Origin of the sequence: Denitrificimonas caeni (genome assembly GCF_027498055.1) — a bacterium.
In the GTDB taxonomy this organism is placed as follows: Bacteria; Pseudomonadota; Gammaproteobacteria; order Pseudomonadales; family Pseudomonadaceae; genus Denitrificimonas.
Genome location: NZ_CP114976.1, coordinates 2,089,083 through 2,109,473 on the forward strand (window position 1 = coordinate 2,089,083; position 20,391 = coordinate 2,109,473).

General features: G+C 49.0%; 22 protein-coding genes. 5 read left to right on the forward strand and 17 right to left on the reverse strand.

Going from position 1 to position 20,391, the window contains the following annotated elements; all coding sequences use genetic code 11:
• Positions 1-59 precede the first annotated feature (59 nt).
• Positions 60-1,496, forward strand: coding sequence for an MBL fold metallo-hydrolase RNA specificity domain-containing protein (locus O6P33_RS09805; RefSeq protein WP_269817600.1), 1,437 nt, complete (start codon positions 60-62; stop codon positions 1,494-1,496).
• A gap of 9 nt (positions 1,497-1,505) precedes the next feature.
• A complete protein-coding gene (locus O6P33_RS09810; protein WP_269817601.1) occupies positions 1,506-2,585 on the forward strand; it encodes an LOG family protein in 1,080 nt (359 codons plus the stop codon).
• A gap of 46 nt (positions 2,586-2,631) precedes the next feature.
• Here the strand turns inward: O6P33_RS09810 and O6P33_RS09815 are convergent, their stop codons facing one another.
• Positions 2,632-3,393, reverse strand: a complete 762-nt coding sequence (locus O6P33_RS09815) for an SDR family oxidoreductase (RefSeq protein WP_269817602.1) — start codon at positions 3,391-3,393, stop codon at positions 2,632-2,634.
• 151 nt (positions 3,394-3,544) lie between these two features.
• Positions 3,545-4,231, reverse strand: a complete 687-nt coding sequence (pyrF, locus tag O6P33_RS09820) for an orotidine-5'-phosphate decarboxylase (protein WP_269817603.1) — start codon at positions 4,229-4,231, stop codon at positions 3,545-3,547.
• A gap of 265 nt (positions 4,232-4,496) precedes the next feature.
• Between pyrF and O6P33_RS09825 the strand changes: the two genes are divergently transcribed.
• Together O6P33_RS09825 and O6P33_RS09830 are read left to right on the forward strand one after the other, a co-directional pair.
• A complete protein-coding gene (locus tag O6P33_RS09825) occupies positions 4,497-4,667 on the forward strand; it encodes a DUF2897 family protein (RefSeq protein ID WP_269817604.1) in 171 nt (56 codons plus the stop codon).
• Positions 4,668-4,695: 28 nt separating this feature from the next.
• Positions 4,696-6,138, forward strand: a complete 1,443-nt coding sequence (locus O6P33_RS09830) for a class II fumarate hydratase (protein ID WP_269817605.1) — start codon at positions 4,696-4,698, stop codon at positions 6,136-6,138.
• A 240-nt stretch (positions 6,139-6,378) separates the two neighbouring features.
• Here O6P33_RS09830 and pdxJ read toward each other — a convergent pair whose 3' ends face one another.
• The 13 genes from pdxJ to rpoE form a co-directional block, all read right to left on the reverse strand.
• Entirely contained in the window at positions 6,379-7,125 is a 747-nt protein-coding gene (gene pdxJ, locus O6P33_RS09835; RefSeq protein WP_269817606.1) for a pyridoxine 5'-phosphate synthase, read from the reverse strand.
• A complete protein-coding gene (gene recO / locus O6P33_RS09840) occupies positions 7,125-7,811 on the reverse strand; it encodes a DNA repair protein RecO (protein ID WP_269817607.1) in 687 nt (228 codons plus the stop codon). The genes pdxJ and recO overlap by 1 nt, the downstream gene beginning before the upstream one ends.
• A 54-nt stretch (positions 7,812-7,865) precedes the next feature.
• Positions 7,866-8,765, reverse strand: a complete 900-nt coding sequence (gene era / locus O6P33_RS09845) for a GTPase Era (RefSeq protein WP_269817608.1) — start codon at positions 8,763-8,765, stop codon at positions 7,866-7,868.
• Entirely contained in the window at positions 8,758-9,453 is a 696-nt protein-coding gene (gene rnc / locus O6P33_RS09850; protein WP_269817609.1) for a ribonuclease III, read from the reverse strand. The genes era and rnc overlap by 8 nt, the downstream gene beginning before the upstream one ends.
• Complete coding sequence (locus O6P33_RS09855) at positions 9,450-9,833, reverse strand: DUF4845 domain-containing protein (RefSeq protein ID WP_269817610.1); 384 nt, start codon at positions 9,831-9,833, stop codon at positions 9,450-9,452. The genes rnc and O6P33_RS09855 overlap by 4 nt, the downstream gene beginning before the upstream one ends.
• Before the next feature lie 82 nt (positions 9,834-9,915).
• The gene (gene lepB, locus O6P33_RS09860) at positions 9,916-10,767 is read right to left on the reverse strand and encodes a signal peptidase I (RefSeq protein WP_269817611.1); all 852 of its coding nucleotides are present in this window, start codon (positions 10,765-10,767) and stop codon (positions 9,916-9,918) included.
• 3 nt (positions 10,768-10,770) lie between these two features.
• The gene (gene lepA, locus O6P33_RS09865; RefSeq protein ID WP_269817612.1) at positions 10,771-12,570 is read right to left on the reverse strand and encodes a translation elongation factor 4; all 1,800 of its coding nucleotides are present in this window, start codon (positions 12,568-12,570) and stop codon (positions 10,771-10,773) included.
• A gap of 230 nt (positions 12,571-12,800) precedes the next feature.
• On the reverse strand, positions 12,801-13,535 hold the full coding sequence (gene cobB, locus O6P33_RS09870; RefSeq protein ID WP_269817613.1) for a Sir2 family NAD+-dependent deacetylase: 735 nt from the start codon (positions 13,533-13,535) through the stop codon (positions 12,801-12,803).
• 50 nt (positions 13,536-13,585) lie between these two features.
• A complete protein-coding gene (locus O6P33_RS09875) occupies positions 13,586-14,983 on the reverse strand; it encodes a DegQ family serine endoprotease (protein ID WP_269819511.1) in 1,398 nt (465 codons plus the stop codon).
• 59 nt (positions 14,984-15,042) lie between these two features.
• The gene (locus O6P33_RS09880; RefSeq protein WP_269817614.1) at positions 15,043-15,501 is read right to left on the reverse strand and encodes a SoxR reducing system RseC family protein; all 459 of its coding nucleotides are present in this window, start codon (positions 15,499-15,501) and stop codon (positions 15,043-15,045) included.
• Entirely contained in the window at positions 15,494-16,474 is a 981-nt protein-coding gene (locus O6P33_RS09885) for a MucB/RseB C-terminal domain-containing protein (protein ID WP_269817615.1), read from the reverse strand. The genes O6P33_RS09880 and O6P33_RS09885 overlap by 8 nt, the downstream gene beginning before the upstream one ends.
• A gap of 3 nt (positions 16,475-16,477) precedes the next feature.
• Entirely contained in the window at positions 16,478-17,089 is a 612-nt protein-coding gene (locus O6P33_RS09890) for a sigma-E factor negative regulatory protein (protein WP_269817616.1), read from the reverse strand.
• 32 nt (positions 17,090-17,121) lie between these two features.
• A complete protein-coding gene (rpoE, locus tag O6P33_RS09895; RefSeq protein ID WP_269817617.1) occupies positions 17,122-17,703 on the reverse strand; it encodes an RNA polymerase sigma factor RpoE in 582 nt (193 codons plus the stop codon).
• 298 nt (positions 17,704-18,001) lie between these two features.
• Between rpoE and nadB the strand changes: the two genes are divergently transcribed.
• On the forward strand, positions 18,002-19,618 hold the full coding sequence (nadB, locus tag O6P33_RS09900) for an L-aspartate oxidase (RefSeq protein WP_269817618.1): 1,617 nt from the start codon (positions 18,002-18,004) through the stop codon (positions 19,616-19,618).
• On the opposite strand, the gene O6P33_RS09905 is transcribed toward nadB, so the two are convergent.
• Together O6P33_RS09905 and O6P33_RS09910 are read right to left on the reverse strand one after the other, a co-directional pair.
• On the reverse strand, positions 19,587-20,042 hold the full coding sequence (locus O6P33_RS09905; RefSeq protein WP_332880033.1) for a protein YgfX: 456 nt from the start codon (positions 20,040-20,042) through the stop codon (positions 19,587-19,589). The genes nadB and O6P33_RS09905 overlap by 32 nt on opposite strands.
• Positions 20,026-20,280, reverse strand: coding sequence for a succinate dehydrogenase assembly factor 2 (locus O6P33_RS09910; protein WP_269817620.1), 255 nt, complete (start codon positions 20,278-20,280; stop codon positions 20,026-20,028). Before O6P33_RS09910 ends, O6P33_RS09905 begins: the two co-directional genes overlap by 17 nt.
• Between the last annotated feature and the right edge of the window lie 111 nt (positions 20,281-20,391).

Sequence of the window (20,391 nt, forward strand, 5' to 3'; positions counted from 1 at the left end):
AACCATCAATAACTGTTCACCCGGTACTATTCTATTCACACAGCCAAGAAGGAAATTTCATGGCCTTACTTAATTTTCTAGGCGCGATCCAACAAGTTACTGGGTCCTGCTACCTCATCGAAACCTATGACAAAAAGAACATTCTACTTGAATGTGGCATGCAGCAAGGTGGCGATACTAATAATAATGACAATGACAATGACAATGACAATGATAACGCGCCCCGCTCGGCTTTCTCTTTTAATCCTGAACACATTGATGCGGTTGTTATTTCCCATGCGCACATTGACCACAGTGGTATGTTACCCCGTTTAGTCTCCGAAGGTTTCCGTGGCCCTATTTATGCCACTGACGCTACCTGCGAATTAATGGAACTGATGCTGTTGGACTCGGCGCATATTCAAGAAAAAGATGCCGAATGGGAAAACCGCTGGCGCGCGCGCCGTGGCAAAAAAGCCATCAAACCGCTATACGTAAGTAAAGATGCAGAGCGTGTACTTAAGCAGCGCCGCGCTGTTGATTACGAAACGCCCACAGAAATTATGCCGGGCGTTAAAGTCTCTTTCCATGATGCAGGCCATATTATTGGTTCAGCGGTCGTTAAGTTAGAGTTTACCGAACCCAATGATAGCGTGCGTACGCTGGTGTTTTCCGGTGACTTGGGCAGCACCTGCTCGCCCTTGATGAAGTCGCCAACGATTCTTAAGCACGCTGATGTTTTATTGCTGGAATCCACTTACGGTGACCGTGATCACCGCTGCAATGAAGACACCTTGGATGAGCTGGCGCAGATTCTGCAAAAAGCCCATGAGGACGGCGGCAACGTGATGATCCCAGCCTTTTCAGTGGGCCGCACCCAAGATATTTTATTCCACTTGGGCCGCTTCTATCAGGAAGGTCGCCTGCCACAGCACACGGTGTACTTGGATAGCCCGATGGCGATTCGCGCCAATGACATTTATTACCGCCACCGCGATGATTTCGATCAAGAAAACCGCGCTATGCTGATTAAGCACGACATTCATAATGTCGAAGACTGGCTGCCTATTTTGAAACTCACGCCAAGCCCGCAAGAGTCCATGGCCATTAACAACGTGAAAAGCGGTGCGATTATTGTTGCCGGTAGTGGTATGTGCAATGGCGGTCGGATTATTCACCACTTTAAACACAACCTCTGGCGCACAGACTGCCACATTATTTTCACCGGCTTCCAAGCCCGCGGTACCAATGGTCGTGCAATTGTTGATGGTGCCAAGACAGTCCGCGTCTTTAAAGAAGATATTATGGTTGGCGCTCAGGTACACACTTTGGGTGGTTTTTCTGCCCATGCCGGCCAATCGCAATTAATTGAGTGGGCCAGCCATTTTGAAAACCGTCCTGAATTGCATTTAATTCATGGCGAATTGGATAAAATGGAAATCTTGCAGAGCGAATTCAAAAAGCGCTTAGATTGGGATGCCAATATTCCTGAACTCGGTGATCGCATTGCTTTATAAGGAGTGAATATGTCGTTTGAAAATGATAATTATCTGGCACGTCAGTACCAGGTCAGCAGTATTGATTTAGACAGTAAAGTCGATGAGTTACTGGACTTAGCCGTACCGCCAACCAGTAAAAATCGTGAGCTGTACCGAGAAATGATGCTGACTGTGGCTCGCATGGCCGAAGACGATCGCAACCGCTGGGATGCGAAAATCATGATGCAGACCTTGCGTGAAATGGAGGCCTCATTCAGCCTGCTAGAACGCTTTAAGCGGCGCCGCAAAGTGACTGTATTTGGTTCTGCGCGCACTGAGCCTGAGCATCCGCTGTACCAGCAGGCAAAAGAGCTGGGGGAGATTCTTGCACGGCATAACCTAATGGTCATCACCGGTGCCGGCGGCGGTATCATGGCCGCGGCCCATGAAGGTGCGGGCCTAGAAAACAGCTTAGGTCTCAATATTGCCCTGCCATTTGAGCAAGGTGCTAACGAAACTGTGCATGGCAGCGGTAACTTGCTGACTTTCCACTTTTTCTTCTTACGCAAATTATTCTTTGTGAAAGAAGCCGATGCATTAGTACTGTGCCCAGGCGGCTTTGGCACTTTAGATGAAGCGCTAGAAGTATTGACCTTAATGCAAACCGGCAAAAGCCCATTAGTGCCTGTGGTGCTGCTGGATCAGGAAGGCGGTACATACTGGGATAAAGCTCTGGAGTTTATGCGCGAAGAGCTGGTAGATAAAAACTATATTCTGCCCAGCGATTTACGCTTAATGCGCCAAGTACGCACGCCCCGTGATGCCGGTTTAGAAATTGCTCGTTTCTACCGTAACTTTCATTCTTCACGCTGGTTCAACAAAACTTTTGTGGTGCGCATGAACCATCCGCTGAATGAAGGCGCAATGGATACTCTACATAAAGAGTTTGCTGATCTGTGTGTGTCCGGCGGTTATGAGCAAGTCCCTTACTGCCCAAAAACCCATAACGAACCTGAGTTCTGCAATCAGTTCCGGCTTGAGTTTGTCTTTAATGACCGCGATCACGGCCGCTTACGGGAAATGGTTGATTTTATTAACCTGCCGCAAAACTGGAAAAGAAACGACTAAACACGTTACTGCGGCTTGGTGTAAATGCCAAGCCGCAGTTTTCAACTTAGATAGCCGTCATCCCGCCATCAATGGTAAGGCCATGCCCAGTGGTAAAGCCTGCCCCTTCACTGCATAAATACATCACTGTTTCTGCCACTTCTTGCACCTGCCCAATACGTCCCATCGGGTGATGATTAGGAACACGCTGAGCTAAATCTGGATCAACTTCAGCAATGCGGCGATACATATCCGTATCAATCACTGCAGGACACACCGCATTCACGCGGATATTTTTACGTGCATACTCAATGGCCGCAGAGCGCGTCAAGCCCATCACTGCGTGCTTGGACGCTGCATACACCGACATTTTCGGCGCTGCCCCCAGCCCAGCTACCGATGCGGCATTTACAATAGCGCCACCACCTTGCTCAAGCATGTGCTGCAGCTGGTACTTCATACACAGCCAAACACCTTTCACGTTAACATCCATAATCATGTCAAATGACTGCAACGAGCCCTGATGTAAACGCTGGTTTTCCATTTCGATGCCAGCATTGTTAAAGGCGTAATCTAGACTGCCATAGATCTCTACGGTGCTGGCGATCAGTTGTTTGACTTGCTCTTCATCGCGCACATCGCAGTTAATAAAGGTTGCGCTGCCGCCGTCATCAAGGATCAGCTGAACCGTTTCCTCAGCACCTTTAGCATTGATATCAGCAACCACAACTTTGATACCGCGCTTAGCAAATGCTTGCGCTGTAGCGCGGCCGATGCCTCGTGCAGCACCAGTGACCAATGCAACCTGTCCAGATAATTTCATTCGCAACGCCTCTATTGTTGTTATCAGTAGGCTTTGATTCTAGCCAGCTCAACGCCGAGGCACAGCACTATCATTTAGGTTGATAGCCCATCATACAAAAACACCCATAACCACAGGTAAAAGCTCTAGAACAGCTTCAACTCACTGACGCAGTTGTTTAGAGTTCAGCCAAAATAGCGCGCAAAGCCTCGGCAGGGTCAGCTGCTTGTGTGATAGGACGGCCAATAACCAAATAATCCGATCCGGCTTGCATGGCTTGTGCTGGGGTTAAAATGCGTTTTTGATCATCTTGAGCGCTGCCCGCAGGACGAATACCTGGGGTAACCAACTGCCCTGCTGGCCATTGCTGCTTGAGCACACTGGCTTCTTGTGCAGAACACACCAGCCCATCTAAACCCGCTTGCTCAGCTAAACCAGCTAAACGCAGCACTTGCTCTTGCGGCGGCACATCTAAACCTAGGCCAGCTAAATCAGTCTGCTCCATGCTGGTCAGCACCGTCACGCCAATCAATAACGGTTTCGCGCCGGTCTGTTGATCCAACACATTGCGGCAAGCTTGCAGCATTTTTAAACCACCGGAGCAATGCACATTCACCATCCACACCCCCAGTTCAGCAGCCGCTTTAACCGCCATGGCGGTGGTGTTGGGAATATCATGAAATTTAAGATCGAGAAAAACCTCAAAACCCAATTGCTGCAAACATTCTACCACTTGCGGGCCACTGCGAGTGAAGAGTTCTTTGCCCACTTTAAGACGGCACTGCTGCGGGTTTAATCGCTCAGCAAGCGCTAAAGCTTGAGCGGCACTGGGAAAATCTAAAGCAACAATAATCGGGCTGGACATGACTTGAGTCTCGTATCAATAAAATCGGCGACATTGTAGCCTGACTTCACACAAAGTGCCCCACTGACTTAGCTCTAGCGCTATTTACAGCAAAGCAGAATGAGTGCCAGTTTTTCTACTGTGCTGAGTGCAATAAACCTACGTGCTGATTTTTATTACCTGCGTATAACACAGTGCCATGGCGGTTTTAGCAATAAAGATGTAACATTATTACCTACAAGTCTTATGAGTCACTTTCTTTCCTTTGCGTTTAATGGAGCTACTCATGCCTTGGTATATTTGGATATTAATTGCTCTGGTGCTTGGCTCTATTGTCGGTAGCCTCTTATTGCTACGCAATACCGCCAACAAAATGCCCATCAGCAAAGAAAACTTAAAGATAATGCAGCAGCGCAATGCCGAGCTGGAAGCGAAAGAACGTCAGAAAGACAAGTAACTCTCAATTTATCGTTGGAGATTTTAGTATGTCCCGTACAGAAACTGATAGTTTAGGCGCCATTGAAGTTCCAGCTAATGCGTACTGGGGTGCGCAAACTCAGCGCTCCAAACTCAACTTTGCCATTGGCTCACAGCCCATGCCCATCAGCGTAGTACACGCCTTAGCGCAGGTTAAAAAAGCCGCTGCTCGAGTCAACTCACGCTTAGGCGAATTGCCTGAAGACATTGCCAAGTTAATTGAACAAGCGGCTGATGAAGTCATTAGCGGTAAGCTCGACGAGCACTTCCCCTTAGTGGTTTGGCAGACCGGAAGTGGCACCCAAAGCAATATGAACGTTAACGAAGTGATTGCTGGACGTGCCAATGAAATTGCCGGCCAAGGTATTGGTGGAAAATCCCCAGTACACCCCAACGACCACGTTAACCGTGCACAAAGCTCTAACGACTGCTTCCCCACAGCCATGCACATTGCCGCTTTACAAGCCATTGAGCATGACTTATTTCCAGCGGTAAAAATGCTCCGTGACGGCCTGGAGCAACAAGCCAAGCGCTATGCTAATTTAGTCAAAACTGGCCGCACGCACATGATGGATGCAACCCCAGTAACCTTTGGCCAAGAGCTGTCGGCTTTTGTTGCGCAGTTGGATTACGCCACCCATGCCATTGAAGCGACCTTACCCGCAGTTGGTCAGTTAGCCCAAGGCGGCACTGCAGTGGGCACGGGGCTCAATGCCAATGCGAACTTTGCCGAAAACATCGCCCGTGAGCTGGCTTCTGCAACCAAACTAAACCTTACCAGCGCACCTAACAAGTTCGCTGCCTTAGCTGGCCACGAGCCGCTGGTCAGTTTGTCTGGCGGGTTAAAAACTTTAGCTGTGGCGCTGATGAAAATTGCTAATGACTTGCGTCTATTGGGCTCTGGCCCGCGAGCAGGCTTAGCTGAAGTGCTCTTACCTGCTAACGAACCTGGCAGCTCAATCATGCCTGGCAAAGTCAACCCGACCCAGTGTGAAGCGCTATCCATGCTGGCCTGCCAAGTGCTAGGCAATGATGTCACTGTTAATATTGCCGCCAGCCAAGGTCACTTGCAGCTCAACGTATTTAAGCCAGTGATTATTCACAACATTCTTGAGTCCATCGAATTGATGGCTGATGGTTGTCGTAATTTCCAAGAGCATTGCGTTGCTGGCATGCAAGCCAATGAGCAACAAATGGCCGACCATTTGGAAAATGGCTTAATGCTGGTTACTGCACTGAACCGTCATATTGGTTATGACAATGCAGCAAAAATTGCTAAGAAAGCTTACGAGGAAAACCTCACTCTGCGCGCAGCTGCCATTGCCTTGGAACTGGTTACCGATGAGCAATTTAGCGAATGGGTACGCCCAGAAGATATGCTGCATCCGACACCAAGCAAAAGCACCAGTGCAAAACCTGGCTCAATCACAGCCCGTAGAAGCTGGTCTTAATTGCTCTAACTAGAACAGATCAGCACCTTGCTGTTTAGTTAAGCAAACTAAAAGACCGCAAGTGGCACCTGATTAATGGGTGCTGCTTGCGGTCTTTTTTATTGCTGGGGATTTAACAGCTGCGCCATGTTTTAGAGCCAAGCGAAATATTTAGCTTCCATGATACGCAGGCTTACCCCCGTGCTGCACCATGCTAATATGCAGCACGGTGCGGCTGGCTAGGCAGTAACACGCAAAGTGTTACTTGCGCGCTGCTGCGGCAACGATCAAAGCTTTCATTTCTGCCACTGCTGCAGGGAAGCCGACAAAGAGCGCATGAGCAATAATTGCATGACCAATATTGAGCTCGTTAATGCCGTCAATCGCGGCAATTGGTTCAACGTTATGGTAGTGTAAACCGTGTCCCGCATTCACCACTAGGCCTTGCTTCAGGGCAAACTCCGCACCTTTACGAATCAGCTGCAACTGCTCTGCCTGCTCAGCAGGAGTAACTGCATCGGAGTAGTGCCCAGTATGCAACTCAATGGTAGTCGCACCCACTCGCTTGACAGCTTTAATTTGCTGCTCATCGGCATCTAAGAAAATCGACACATCACAGCCAACCGCCTGTAAGCGCTCAACTGCAGCGGCAATCCGCGCCTCTTGTGCGACCACATCCAAGCCACCCTCGGTGGTCAACTCTTCGCGGGTTTCCGGTACTAAGCAAATATGCTCTGGACGAATTTCTTCCGCCAGCAACAACATTTCTTCAGTGACACCCATTTCAAAGTTCATCGGTGTGTGCATCACCTCACGCAATAGGCGCACGTCGCGCTCTTGGATATGGCGACGGTCCTCACGCAAATGCACAGTAATCCCATCCGCCCCGGCTTGCTCTGCATCGAGCGCCGCTTTCACTGGATCTGGGTAACGGGTACCGCGCGCTTCACGCACAGTGGCAATGTGGTCAATATTTACACCTAACAAAATACGCTTATTCAAATTCATCACATAGACCCTTTTTGCACTAAGAATAATTCACGGCTCATTAACGGACGCCCACCTAAGTGAGCCGCCAACGCCTGACGCATTAAACGCTTAGCCGTATGTAAAACACTGCTTTGCTGCCAGTCTGCAGCTGACAGCGCTAAAATATCTGCACCTAAAAACACCCCAGGACGCAGTTGTGGAACTGCTTGAAAACCACTTTCAGGCACTAGACGATACAACATTTGTGCCTGCAATGCCTGCCCGCTACTGTCCACTTCAAATGAGAAGCCATAGCCCAACTGCTCCAGCAAACGCCATTCAAAAGTACGCAATAAAGGCTCAAGCGGCAAACCATGGGCCAAGCCCTGCACTGTTAACTGGTAATGCTCAAACAGCAGCGGTTGCGGATCATTCAGCGGCAATAAGCGCACCAGTAACTCATTTAAATACATGGCACAAAATAGCGCTTGCCCCTGCAAGAAATTAAACTCGCCAGCAGGCTCAATACGGCTGATGGTTTTTAACTCGGAACGGCCGCGCAACTCGATGTCCAACACAGAAAACGGTCTAGCCACGCTGCCCAATTTGCCCCGCGCACCACGTAGAACCGCGCGCAAGCGTCCTGCAGGAGTGAACACATCCATCAAAGCGCTGGTTTCTTTATAAGGACGGCTGTGCAAAATAAACGCTAAGGACGACTGCATACTTCAGCCTCTAAGCAACACGCGCTCCAGGACAGAGCGCATGCCAAATAGCTATCAATACTCTTGATAACCCAATGAACGCAGGGCGCGCTCATCATCGGACCAGCCGCCTTTCACTTTGACCCACAAATTGAGCATAATTTTTGAGCCAAACATGGTTTCCATATCTTTACGGGCTTCTTGGCCAATGCGCTTAATGCGCTCGCCTTTCTCGCCAATAATGATTTTTTTCTGCCCATCGCGCTCAACTAAGATCAGCGCATGGATATGTAAAATACGCCCTTCTTGCTTAAACTCTTCGATCTCTACGGTAATTTGATACGGCAGTTCCGCACCCAACTGACGCATGATTTTCTCACGTACCAACTCTGCCGCTAAGAAGCGACTGGAGCGGTCAGTGATCTGATCTTCTGGGAAAAAGTGCTCACTCTCTGGCAAATAGCCTTCAACTAAGCGCTCAAGGGTGTCTAGGTTGTGGCCGTGCAAGGCCGACATCGGCACAATCTGTGCGTCAGGTAGCTTCTCCGCCAGCCACTCAAGGTGAGCTAACAACTGACTTTTGTCTTCTAATCGGTCAGCTTTATTGACCGCAATAATCACTGGGCAAGTCAGGTATTTAATACGCTCATAAACCATCTCGTCTTCATCGGTCCAGCGCATGCGGTCGACGACAAAAATTGCCACATCAATGTCTTTCAGGGCGGTTAAAGCGCTGCGATTCATAAAGCGATTAAGCGCAGTTTTACCACCAATGTGTAAACCTGGGGTGTCGACATATACCGTTTGCACAGCGCCTTCGGTTTTAATGCCGAGCATATTGTGCCGAGTGGTTTGAGGCTTACGCGAAGTGATCGCGAGTTTTTGGCCTAAAATATGGTTCAGTAGCGTTGATTTACCCACATTCGGGCGGCCAACCACGGCTACATAGCCACAACGGGTTACTTGTTCAGTCATGCTGATGATTACTCTCTAACCCCAAGGCTAACAGTGCTGCAGTCGCTGCCACTTGCTCCGCAATACGTCGACTGGCGCCCTGACCTCGGGTTTTTTCATTAAGTAAGCTCACTTCGCATTCCACATAAAAAGTGCGGCAATGCGGTTCGCCTTGAATATCGACTACTTCATAGTGCGGCAGCTCAGTGCTGCGCGATTGTAAGAACTCTTGCAGTCGAGTTTTTGGATCTTTATTGGTATCAACCAGAGTCAGCTCAGAAAACTGCTGCTCAAGCCAGGCCAGCACACGCTCACGGGCAACGTCCATGCTGGAGTCTAAATAGATGGCGCCGATAATGGCTTCAGTGGTATCGGCAAGGATTGAATCACGGCGAAAACCACCGCTCTTTAACTCGCCAGAACCTAAACGCAAGTACTCACCAAGACCAAAGCCGCGGGCTAACACTGCGAGGGTTTCGCCCTTCACTAAGCGTGAGCGCAAGCGTGATAACTGCCCCTCTTTGGCTTGGTTAAAATGATGAAACAATGCCTCACCAGCAACAAAATTCAAGATTGCATCACCTAAGAACTCTAAGCGCTCATTATTGCGCCCAGCAAAACTGCGGTGGGTCAGCGCTAAGGTAAGTAAGCTTGAATCATTAAAGGTGTAGCCAATTTTTTTCTGTAAAATCAGTAATGGATCACTCACTGGGCACGCACACGGTATTCTTTGTCAAAAGTTACCACCAAATCAATATTCTTGATCAATGGCTCACGTTGTTCATATTTAAGGTGAATTAAATAATCATTATTAACTTTGTTGACAGTCATAATGTCATCAATTTTCAAATCGCGGATAGCGTTGACCTGCATACTTTTATTGATATGCGTATATAGATCACCCACCGTATCAATTTTATCGCCTGTGGCTTTATCTTTTTCCACTGCCATGATGGCTTTGTCTAAGGCTCGATTATCCATGTAGTGTGGAATCAATTTAAACGCAGCACTGGCAAAAAAAGCGATCAAGACCAAAATCACTAGCCAACTGAAAAAAGACATGCCTTGTTGGTTTTTAATATTCTGCATAGCGACCTCTGTTTTTTATTAATATTCGTACAGGCAGCCTGCACTTCTCTGTGCAGGATAAATCACCACCACGCACTCGCACTTAATGGATTAAACCAACACGGCTAAAGCTCGGCAATGAGGAAAATTTCGGGTTAGGCCACGTCAACCAAATGGCAAAGGCTTTACCGACAATATACTCATCCGGCACCATGCCCTGTAGCTCAAAAGGAATACTTGGATCATCCCAATAGCGGCTGTCTTTGGAGTTATCACGGTTATCACCCATCATAAAGTAATGATCCGCTGGCACATGCCACTCGCGCTCTGGTTCGATGCGGCGACGGGCTTCTTTACGAATATAGTGTTCTTCAGCGCCCAGTTGCTCGGTATATAAACCGGCACTGCCTAAGCTGCCCGGCTCATCACCTAAGAAATGCTCTGCCACAGGTTCGCCGTTAACCAGAATACGCTTATCCGCGGTGTAAGTAATGGTATCGCCAGGTAAACCCACTACACGCTTAATGTAATTGATGCGCGTATCTTCAGGGTATTTAAAGACCATCACATCACCACGTTTTGGGTCATCAATCTCCAAGATCTTTTTGTCTAAGACAGGCAAACGAATGCCATAGGAAAACTTATTGACCAAAATGAAATCCCCTACTTCGAGGGTCGGTATCATTGAGCCTGATGGAATTTGAAAAGGCTCAACGATAAATGAGCGCAAGACAAACACCACAGCCAATACCGGGAAAAACGATTTGCCATATTCAACCAGCAGCGGCTCTTTCTCTAAGCGCGCGCGCACTTCTGAGTTAAGCGCTACTGCTTCTTTTTCATACTGTGCAATCGCCGCACGCCGACGTGGCGCAAAATACACCACATCCAGCAATGCTAAAAACCCGGTCACCGCCACAGCGATTACCAATATTAAGGGGAAATTCAATGTCATTAGTTAGTCATCCACTCTGAGCACGGCAAGGAAGGCTTCTTGTGGAATCTCCACGTTACCTACTTGCTTCATCCTTTTCTTACCCGCTTTTTGTTTTTCTAGCAGCTTACGCTTACGGCTCACGTCACCACCGTAACACTTGGCCAATACGTTTTTACGCAATGCTTTTACGTTAGTACGGGCAACAATTTGCCCGCCCAATGCGGCCTGAATGGCAACATCGTACATTTGTCGTGGAATCAACTCGCGCATTTTTTCCACGAGTGAGCGCCCTTTGGAAGCGGCTTCATCACGGTGCACAATTAACGCCAATGCATCCACCGACTCGCCATTAATTAACACATCTAGGCGCGATAAGCTCGAGGCTTGGTAACGGTCGAAGCTGTAATCTAGTGAAGCGTAACCGCGGCTGACCGATTTGAGGCGGTCAAAGAAATCCATCACCACTTCGTTCATTGGTATTTCATAAACGACTTGTACTTGGCTACCCAAGAAGTGCATATCCACCTGCACACCACGCTTTTGCACACACAGGGTAATGACGTTACCCAAGTGCTCTTGCGGCACTAAAATAGTGGCTTTGACAATGGGTTCCCGCATTTCTTCAATCAGCGAAGGATCCGGCATTCGTGAGGGGTTATCGACATATAAAACCTCACCGTTTTTTTGTACGATCTCAAAAATCACCGTCGGTGCTGTGGTGATAAGATCCAGATCATACTCACGCTCAAGACGCTCTTGAATAATTTCCATGTGCAGCATGCCGAGGAAACCAATGCGAAAGCCAAAGCCTAAGGCGTCTGAGCTTTCTGGGGTGTACTCAAGAGCCGCATCATTGAGCGTCAGTTTTTCTAGCGCGTCACGAAAATCTTCAAAATCTTCTGAGCTAACGGGGAACAAACCTGCGTAGACCTGCGGCTTAACCCGCTGGAAACCTGGCAGCATATCCACATCAGGCGTATGCGACAGGGTTAAAGTATCCCCCACTGGCGCACCTTGAATATCTTTAATACCGGCAATAATAAAGCCAACTTCGCCAGCCTTCAGCTCTTTAGTTTGCGTCAGCTTTGGGTTAAACAAGCCCACGCTGTCAACCTGGTGAACACGTCCGGTGGATTTCACCAAGACTTTATCGCCCTTTTTGATGCGGCCATGTTTAATGCGCACTAAAGAGACAACACCTAGGTAGTTATCAAACCAAGAGTCAATAATCAGCGCTTGTAACGGCGCATCAATTTCGCCTTCTGGTGCTGGAATGACTTGGACTAAACGCTCCAAAACATCGTCCACACCAAGCCCTGTTTTAGCACTACAGGTCACTGCGTCAGTGGCATCAATGCCGATCACATGCTCAATTTCTTCTTGTACACGAAGAGGGTCTGCCTGTGGCAAGTCGATTTTATTGAGTACGGGCATTACTTCGAGGCCTTGCTCAATGGCGGTATAGCAGTTGGCAACAGATTGCGCTTCTACGCCCTGCCCCGCATCAACCACCAACAAAGCGCCTTCGCACGCAGCCAAGGAACGGCTGACTTCATAACTAAAGTCAACGTGGCCTGGGGTGTCAATAAAGTTTAATTGATAGGTTTTACCGTCTTTAGCGGTGTAGTCCAAGGTTACGCTCTTGGCCTTAATGGTAATGCCTCGCTCACGCTCGAGGTCCATAGAATCCAAAACCCGAGATTCCATCTCACGCTCGGTCAAGCCACCGCACATTTGAATAAAGCGGTCGGCCAGAGTGGATTTACCATGGTCGATATGGGCAATAATTGAAAAATTACGGATATGACTCAGGTCACTCACAGAACATCACTCTACAATTAAGTCCGTCGGCCGACTGCCAACAGAACACAGAAAATAGCCAGTGAGTTTACCTGATTTATAGTGCTTAAGTCACCTATCTAGCGTGTAGCAGGCTAAATAATAGATCTATCTAGATAAAAACGGGAGAAAGCAATTAATCAATTTGCTTACTCCCGTCTGATTATTTTTTCCTGTGCCCAGTAACATCTGCGGCAACGCAGCAATACAGCTTAGCGCCGCACCAATGCGTCGACCCACTGCGGTACTGTGACTGCCGCGCGCCCATAAATTGCTTGCTGAAATTGTGAAGCATTGCTGCCAGCTTCTAGATTGAACTCCACAGTGGGCAAGCCCAAGCGTCGAGCACTGGCGACAAAGCCCGCTGCTGGATAGACATTGCCAGAGGTACCTATGGCGACAAACAGGTCGGCCTGATTCAATCTGTAATCGATTTCTTCAAGGTAGAACGGCATCTCGCCAAACCAGACAATGTGTGGCCGTAATGGCTGTGGGGTTGCGCAACATTGGCAGCGATCCGCAGTGGTTACTGGTTGACTACTGCGCCACCCAACCACCTCTTCACTTTTCACGCAGCGCAACTTGAGCAACTCACCGTGCATGTGCAAAACATTTTTAGAGCCAGCACGCTGGTGCAAGTCATCGATATTTTGCGTCACTACAGTGACATGCCCCAATGCATTGCTCGCGTAATGTGCTTCCAGTTCAGCTAGGGCAAAATGTGCAGGATTGGGTTTGATCTGCGGCTCAAGCAATTGTGCTCGGCGCTCATTGTAAAAGCGCTGCACCAGTTCGGGGTTACGCGCATAGCCTTCAGGTGTAGCAACCTCTTGAATATCATGGTTTTCCCACAAACCATCCGCTGCTCGAAAGGTTGCTATGCCTGAGTCAGCCGATATGCCAGCACCGGTTAAGATGACAATGTTTTTCGGCTGACTACTCTTCATGCTCTCAACTCCATTCACTTATGGCCGCTACACAAACACCAGCGCCGCAATCACTTAGCTAGTTTAAAGGTGATAAAACTTGCGCGACCTTGGCGTAAAACCCGCATAGACAATGACTTATCGCTGGGCAGCTCCTGAGCAATCTTAGCAAAGGTTTTTGCTGAATCAATGACCTGGTTATTTAAGTGCGTAATCACATCACCTGCACGTAAACCAATCATTGCTGCTGGGCCATCCTGCACTTCTTGGATAACCACACCACCTTGTAAATCAATGGCTTTTTTCTGCTCTGGCGTTAAATCACCCACCACAATACCTAGACGATTACTGGCGCTGGCACTGCTTTTATCACCGGCCAACGACATCTCTTCGCCTTCATTGGGCAAGGCACCCACTTTAACCTTTAAGGTTTTACGCGAACCATCACGCATGACCTGCAGTTTAATGGTTTTACCCGGCTTCACTGCGCCAACTAAGTGTGGCAAGTCAGCAGACATAATCACCGGATGATCGTCAATGCTTAAAATCACATCACCCACCTGCAAACCACCTTTAGCGGCCGGACCTTTTTCTAACACCTGTGCCACTAATGCACCTGCAGGCTTATCTAAACCAAAGGACTCAGCCAGATCTTTATTCACTTCTTGAATGACCACTCCTAACCAACCGCGATCCACTTTGCCGCTGGCCTTCAGCTGGTCAGACACATCTAACGCAACCTCCATCGGAATGGCAAATGACAACCCCATAAATCCACCGGAGCGAGTGAATATTTGCGAGTTAATCCCCACCACTTCACCGTCGAGGTTAAACAGCGGACCACCTGAGTTACCGGGGTTAATCGCCACATCTGTCTGAATAAAGGGCACATAGTTATCGTTGGGTAAGTTACGGCCTTTGGCAGAAACAATTCCCGAAGTTACCGAGTGGTCAAACCCAAACGGCGAACCAATGGCCAACACCCACTCACCGACTTTCAAATCCTTGGCTTTACCCAGCTTTACTGTGGGTAAGTTTTTACCTTCGACTTTCAGCAGAGCAACGTCAGTACGCGGATCGGTACCCACCAACTTAGCTTGCAGCTCACTGCGATCCGCTAAGCGGACAATGATTTCATCGGCATCGGCAATCACGTGATTATTGGTCAAAATATAACCATCTTCTGAAATAATAAAGCCTGAACCCAAGGACTGCGCCTCACGCTGCTGCCCACGGTTACGCCCCTGCGGTTCACGCGGCATAGGTAAACTGCGCTCAAAAAACTCACGGAAAATCGGTGGTAAACCTTCCAGTTCTGGGAGCTGATGGAAGCCGCCAGCAGAGCCTTTGCTGGATACGTTTTGTCGTGTACTGATATTCACGACAGCGGGCGCAGACTCTTCAACCAAAGTAGTAAAGTCTGGCAGCTGTGCCTGCGCAGCGGGCATAGCCAGCAGCATAAATGCCATACAGGCACTGACAAATAGCGAGGTTTTTTTCTGCGACATAATAATCTCCATTATTAAATTCAAATTTCAAGCGCAGGATTTAAAGCAATCTGAGCCCGAACAACTTGTGGCTGCATTGCCGCTTCATCGAAATAGCGATGACTGTAACGGCGTACCCAAACAGCACCACCGAAAAAGCCAAGCGCTGCAGCCAAAATAATCCAAGGCTCAGACAGACTCAAGGTATTAGCAGCTAAGGCTGCAATAAACATAAACAGCAAAGGCAGCATATAAACGAACATAGCACTGCGTACTAACGACTGCTCTGAAATGGCCAGGGTCACCTGATCGCCTACACGCAGGTGCAAATCCGACTGTACTTTGATCGTGTGCGGTTTTTTATCGGCAGACAAAGCATTCAAAATACCTTGTCCGCAAGCAGCCTTAGCTGAGCAGCTGCCACAGGTGGTTTGGCGCTGCGTGGCCACCCAAACCCCATCAGTTTCAATAGCAACAACAACTCCAGGCTCTTCAATCATCACTGTACTCCTGCTCCACCTCTGCTGACAGTGCAATGCGCTCAGCAGTAGCTATGGGGATTTCGCCGACCACGGTTACCATCAACACCTCGGCACCCTGCTCTACTTTACGTGAGACCACTGCGGTAGGTCCTAATTGGCGACGACTGCCATCAATATCAAGGTTATCTATGCTCTCAAAAAAAACGGAGAAACTGGCTAAGCCGTCTGAGTACATGCGACTTAAAACAAAGTTGCCACTGTCTGGCGACTGTCTATATTGACTTTTAACTAAGGTAAACCCAGCGGGTAGCCAAGCTACAGCCCAATCCACATCAACATCCAGCTTTGCAGTTGCTGCAGGCTGTGTTGCGGTTGCGCATTTAGCGCTTGGGACAATCTGCTCTAATTCAGCATCGACGGGCAGCAAGTCGCTGCCTTCTTGAAATTGCACAAACTGCAAACGCTCCAGCAACTGTCCTTGCTCGTTTAGCAGTAGGGTTTTAAGCGGCACATCGGTTGCTTGATCAACATAAATTTCTACTGGGTAGCGGTACTGATCTAAAGGAGAAAACAGCAACACTGAGGTCATTCGCCCGGCAACTCGTGTTTCTCCGAGCTCCATAATTGCATACTGTTCTTGTAGCTGCTGCGCTTCAAGATTGACGATTGGCCAGGCAGCTTCTGCAGCCAAGGGATCTGTCGCACTCGAACTGAGACAAGCCACTTGCCCATCAATGCGCAGTACTTCGTGCTCAGGCCCACTGAGCTGTACAAAACGCTCAATGACTTGCCCTTCTGGGCTAATTTGCCGCGAAATTTGATGACTGGTAAAGGCACCTTTGCGCTCATAAATAAAAGCGCCTTGATAGCTTTGTGTTGCTTGCGCAGTTTGCAAGCGCTGCAGCCACTGCTCGCTAGGCTGCATTGCAAAAGCACTGCCCACTAAGACTGCCCACACCGCTGCGCTGGAGCAAAGACCTTTAACCAGCATTCTTTATTGACCTTCCAGACTTGCAGCGCGCGCGTAAGACAGTCCACTCTCCGTATTGTTTACTCCAGCTTGCTGGGCATGCTCACGCAAATAGTTTGGCACCCGCAACTCATACCAAGAATTATCACCAACCTCTGGATCACTGGTTAATGTATCTTGCCCCTGCGCACTATAACTGGCGAGCACCACCGGACTGGTGTTTTGTGACTGTGTCATTGCTGGCAAGCGCTGCTCAGTTTGCGCCAACATAGCCTCTTGCTGCATAGCATCTTGATTATAAAAGCGCACCCCGCCTAACACCGCTAAAGTGACCGAAGCTGCTACGGCAACGCGACCAAGCCAAGGCGTACGCTTCGCTCTGACTGCCGCCGGCGCTGTTTCTGCTGCCCGTGACGGGGTCGGCTCTGCATCAATGGCAGCCATAATGCTGGCAGACAAATCCACTTGAACACTTAAAGGCTCGTTGTGCATTGCTGCACGAGCAACTTGATAACGCGACCAAGTATCACGCAGCTCTGGCTCATGACTGGCATTAAGAACTCGGCGCAGCTCAAGCTCATCCGCTTCGCTATCAATAAGCGCGGAGAGTGACTGTTTAAGATCTTGCTGACTCATGTTTAATTTCCTCTCGTAACTTGCGTTGCGCATCATTCAGCGTCTTGCAAAAGGGGCCGTAAGGCTTTATCAACAGCCTCACGCGCTCGAAAAATGCGCGAACGCACTGTACCAACGGGACACTGCATCACGGTTGCAATGTCCTCATAACTAAGACCATCAAACTCACGTAAAGTTAGTGCGCAACGTAAATCTTCTGGTAATTGTTTAATACTTAACTGCACCACATCATCAATTTCATCGCGCAACATCAGGCGCTCCGGCGAGGCCATATCTTTTAAAGCATGGTCACCGTCATAAAATTCAGCATCATCTGAATCCACATCACGACTTGGCGGACGGCGATTACGCGACACTAGGTAATTTTTTGCAGTATTAATGGCAATACGGTACAGCCACGTATAAAACGCACTGTCACCACGGAAGTTTGCTAAAGCGCGGTAAGCCTTAATAAAGGCCTCCTGAGTCACATCCTGAGCCTCATGAGGATCGTGTACAAAGCGCACAACCAAGCCCATAATGCGGTGCTGGTACTTTAAAACTAATAAATCAAAGGCTCGTTTGTCACCATTTTGCACGCGCTTAACCAACTGTTGGTCATCATCTGGCGTCATGCGCAATCCCCAACCAACAATTTCAAAAATTCACATCTAACAGCACATACTTTGTGCGCCATAGTTATATCTCCACATTAAACATCTTCAGCAGCCCAGCTGGTGTCGTAAAAAAGACCCATCACAGTTGAGCGCTGCACCCACCCTACTTTAACGCCTTCCCGACTCTTTGTGCGTTGTTTAATGATCTAATTACTATTGAACCGCAAAATTTCGCAAAAGTTCCCGTACGTTGTGAGTATTTTACCGCGCAATCCAGCGTTATACTGCAAGGTGTCTTTCATCGCGGATGCAACCCATGAGCCAATCTTACTCCTATGACGTTCTCATTATCGGCAGCGGCGCAGCAGGTTTAACCACCGCCCTAACTCTGCCATCACACCTAAAAATTGCGGTGCTGAGCAAAGGCGATCTGGCGAGCGGCTCGACTTTCTGGGCTCAGGGCGGCGTTGCTGGTGTGCTTGATGATAGTGATACGGTTGAATCCCACGTACAAGACACCTTGATAGCCGGCGCCGGTTTATGCAATGAAGGTGCGGTGCGTTTCACCGTAGAAAACAGTCGCAGCGCCATTGACTGGCTTATCGCACAAGGCGTGCCTTTTACCCGCAATGACGATCACAGCGCTGCTGAAGCGCATTTTGATTATCACCTCACCCGCGAAGGTGGCCACAGTCATCGCCGCATTATTCATGCTGCGGATGCCACTGGCGCTGCTATTTTTACTACTTTATTAGCTCAGGCACGGCAACGCAGCAATATCCAACTGCTTGAACAACAAGTGGCCGTTGATTTAATCACCAGCCACAAGCTTGGACGTGACGGCAAGGCTTGCCTTGGTGCCTATGTATTAAATACCCAGAGCAACGAGGTAGACACCTATGCAGCGCGCTTTACCGTACTGGCCACCGGTGGCGCGGCTAAAGTGTACTTATATACCAGCAACCCCGACAGTGCCTGCGGTGACGGCATTGCCATGGCTTGGCGCGCAGGTTGCAGTGTCGGCAACTTAGAATTTAACCAATTCCACCCCACCTGTTTATACCACCCGCAAGCGAAAAACTTTCTTATTACCGAAGCGTTACGCGGCGAAGGCGCCTTGCTAAAACTGCCCAATGGCGAACGTTTTATGCAGCGCTTTGATCGCAGAGCCGAACTGGCCCCCAGAGATATTGTCGCACGCGCCATTGACCATGAAATGAAGCGTCTCGGTGCGGAATGTGTGTACTTAGATATCAGCCATAAACCCGCTCAATTCATCAAAGAACACTTCCCCACTGTTTATGAGCGCTGCTTAACTTTCGGCATTGATATCACTCAAGAAGCCATCCCTGTTGTCCCCGCCGCACACTACACCTGTGGCGGCGTGGCGGTAGATCAACATGGGCACACTGATATCAGCAACCTCTACGCCATTGGCGAAACCAGCTTTACCGGTCTGCATGGCGCCAACCGTATGGCCAGCAATTCGTTATTGGAATGCTTTGTTTATGCGCGCTCTGCTGCGGCTGATATTGCCCAGCAAGATGCCCAAGTCAGCGCCCCCGAGCCTTTACCGCACTGGGATGCCAGCCTAGTCACTGACTCCGACGAAGATGTGATTATCGCCCACAACTGGGATGAGTTAAGACGCTTTATGTGGGACTACGTTGGCATAGTACGCACCAATAAACGCTTGCTGCGGGCTCAGCACCGCGTGCATTTACTGTTAGATGAAATTGATGAGTTTTATAGTAACTATAGGGTCAGCCGCGATTTAATTGAGCTGCGTAATCTTGCCTTGGTCGCGCAACTGATGATTCGTTCAGCGATGCTGCGCAAAGAAAGTCGCGGTCTACATTACACCCTCGACTACCCAGACTTGAGCGCGCAAGCCAAAGATACTATTTTACAGCCTGCCAACGTTGACGACTGAACTTCAACCGCACCCGTAAGCGCCGATGACTTTGCTGCTCTAAGCTGTCTGCAGCAATCAGCGCGCTGCGGTAAAACCACTGATGGGCATACCTATAACGCAGCAGCACTAGGCTTGGTAGCGCCATACTGTCTGCCCGCAACTGTACTGCGCGCCAGCCATGTTGCGGCTGCCAAACTTGCCAGCCCTGCGCAGTATGACGCACACCTTGGCGGCGTGCAGGTTGCTGTCGAAAGCACAAGCAGTAAAGCTGCCAACCCACTTGCCCACAAAGCAAGCTAAGTAAGAGCAGTTTTAATAATCCTGGCACAGCCGCCAACCACACTGCCACAGCAGCCAAGCTATGCAACGCAATAACAATGTATGACAGCCTTAAAGAAGGCTGCCAAAACCAACGACTCTCAAGCCTATTTAGGCTTAGCATGATCCAAAACCAGCTCAACAATGCGTTTTAAATCAGCATTATCCGGCTCAGCACGGCGCATGCACCAACCGAAAATATCTTGATCTTCGCAATCCAGCAGCAAGCGATAGCGCTCACGATCAGCGGCATCGAGCTTCAAATACTGCTCTTCAACAAAAGGCACTAACAACTGATCCAGCTCCCACATACCTCTACGACTGTGCCAATAGAGACGCTTCACTTCAATTTCCACAGACATGACACACTCCAAAAGTTTGTAATTTCAGTATAAGACAGATTTAACCCAGTGACATACGCTGACAAGTTGTCTTTAGCCCTCTATGATAGACGCAAAGATTATTCACAAGCG

Coding starts and splice junctions, on each gene's coding strand:
- O6P33_RS09805 (WP_269817600.1), top strand. CDS start 60: ATGGCCTTACTTAATTTTCTAGGCGCGATCCAACAAGTTACTGGGTCC.
- O6P33_RS09810 (WP_269817601.1), top strand. CDS start 1,506: ATGTCGTTTGAAAATGATAATTATCTGGCACGTCAGTACCAGGTCAGC.
- pyrF (WP_269817603.1), bottom strand. CDS start 4,231: ATGTCCAGCCCGATTATTGTTGCTTTAGATTTTCCCAGTGCCGCTCAA.
- O6P33_RS09825 (WP_269817604.1), top strand. CDS start 4,497: ATGCCTTGGTATATTTGGATATTAATTGCTCTGGTGCTTGGCTCTATT.
- O6P33_RS09830 (WP_269817605.1), top strand. CDS start 4,696: ATGTCCCGTACAGAAACTGATAGTTTAGGCGCCATTGAAGTTCCAGCT.
- pdxJ (WP_269817606.1), bottom strand. CDS start 7,125: ATGAATTTGAATAAGCGTATTTTGTTAGGTGTAAATATTGACCACATT.
- recO (WP_269817607.1), bottom strand. CDS start 7,811: ATGCAGTCGTCCTTAGCGTTTATTTTGCACAGCCGTCCTTATAAAGAA.
- era (WP_269817608.1), bottom strand. CDS start 8,765: ATGACTGAACAAGTAACCCGTTGTGGCTATGTAGCCGTGGTTGGCCGC.
- O6P33_RS09855 (WP_269817610.1), bottom strand. CDS start 9,833: ATGCAGAATATTAAAAACCAACAAGGCATGTCTTTTTTCAGTTGGCTA.
- lepB (WP_269817611.1), bottom strand. CDS start 10,767: ATGACATTGAATTTCCCCTTAATATTGGTAATCGCTGTGGCGGTGACC.
- cobB (WP_269817613.1), bottom strand. CDS start 13,535: ATGAAGAGTAGTCAGCCGAAAAACATTGTCATCTTAACCGGTGCTGGC.
- O6P33_RS09875 (WP_269819511.1), bottom strand. CDS start 14,983: ATGGCATTTATGCTGCTGGCTATGCCCGCTGCGCAGGCACAGCTGCCA.
- O6P33_RS09880 (WP_269817614.1), bottom strand. CDS start 15,501: ATGATTGAAGAGCCTGGAGTTGTTGTTGCTATTGAAACTGATGGGGTT.
- O6P33_RS09885 (WP_269817615.1), bottom strand. CDS start 16,474: ATGCTGGTTAAAGGTCTTTGCTCCAGCGCAGCGGTGTGGGCAGTCTTA.
- O6P33_RS09890 (WP_269817616.1), bottom strand. CDS start 17,089: ATGAGTCAGCAAGATCTTAAACAGTCACTCTCCGCGCTTATTGATAGC.
- rpoE (WP_269817617.1), bottom strand. CDS start 17,703: ATGACGCCAGATGATGACCAACAGTTGGTTAAGCGCGTGCAAAATGGT.
- nadB (WP_269817618.1), top strand. CDS start 18,002: ATGAGCCAATCTTACTCCTATGACGTTCTCATTATCGGCAGCGGCGCA.
- O6P33_RS09905 (WP_332880033.1), bottom strand. CDS start 20,042: ATGCTAAGCCTAAATAGGCTTGAGAGTCGTTGGTTTTGGCAGCCTTCT.
- O6P33_RS09910 (WP_269817620.1), bottom strand. CDS start 20,280: ATGTCTGTGGAAATTGAAGTGAAGCGTCTCTATTGGCACAGTCGTAGA.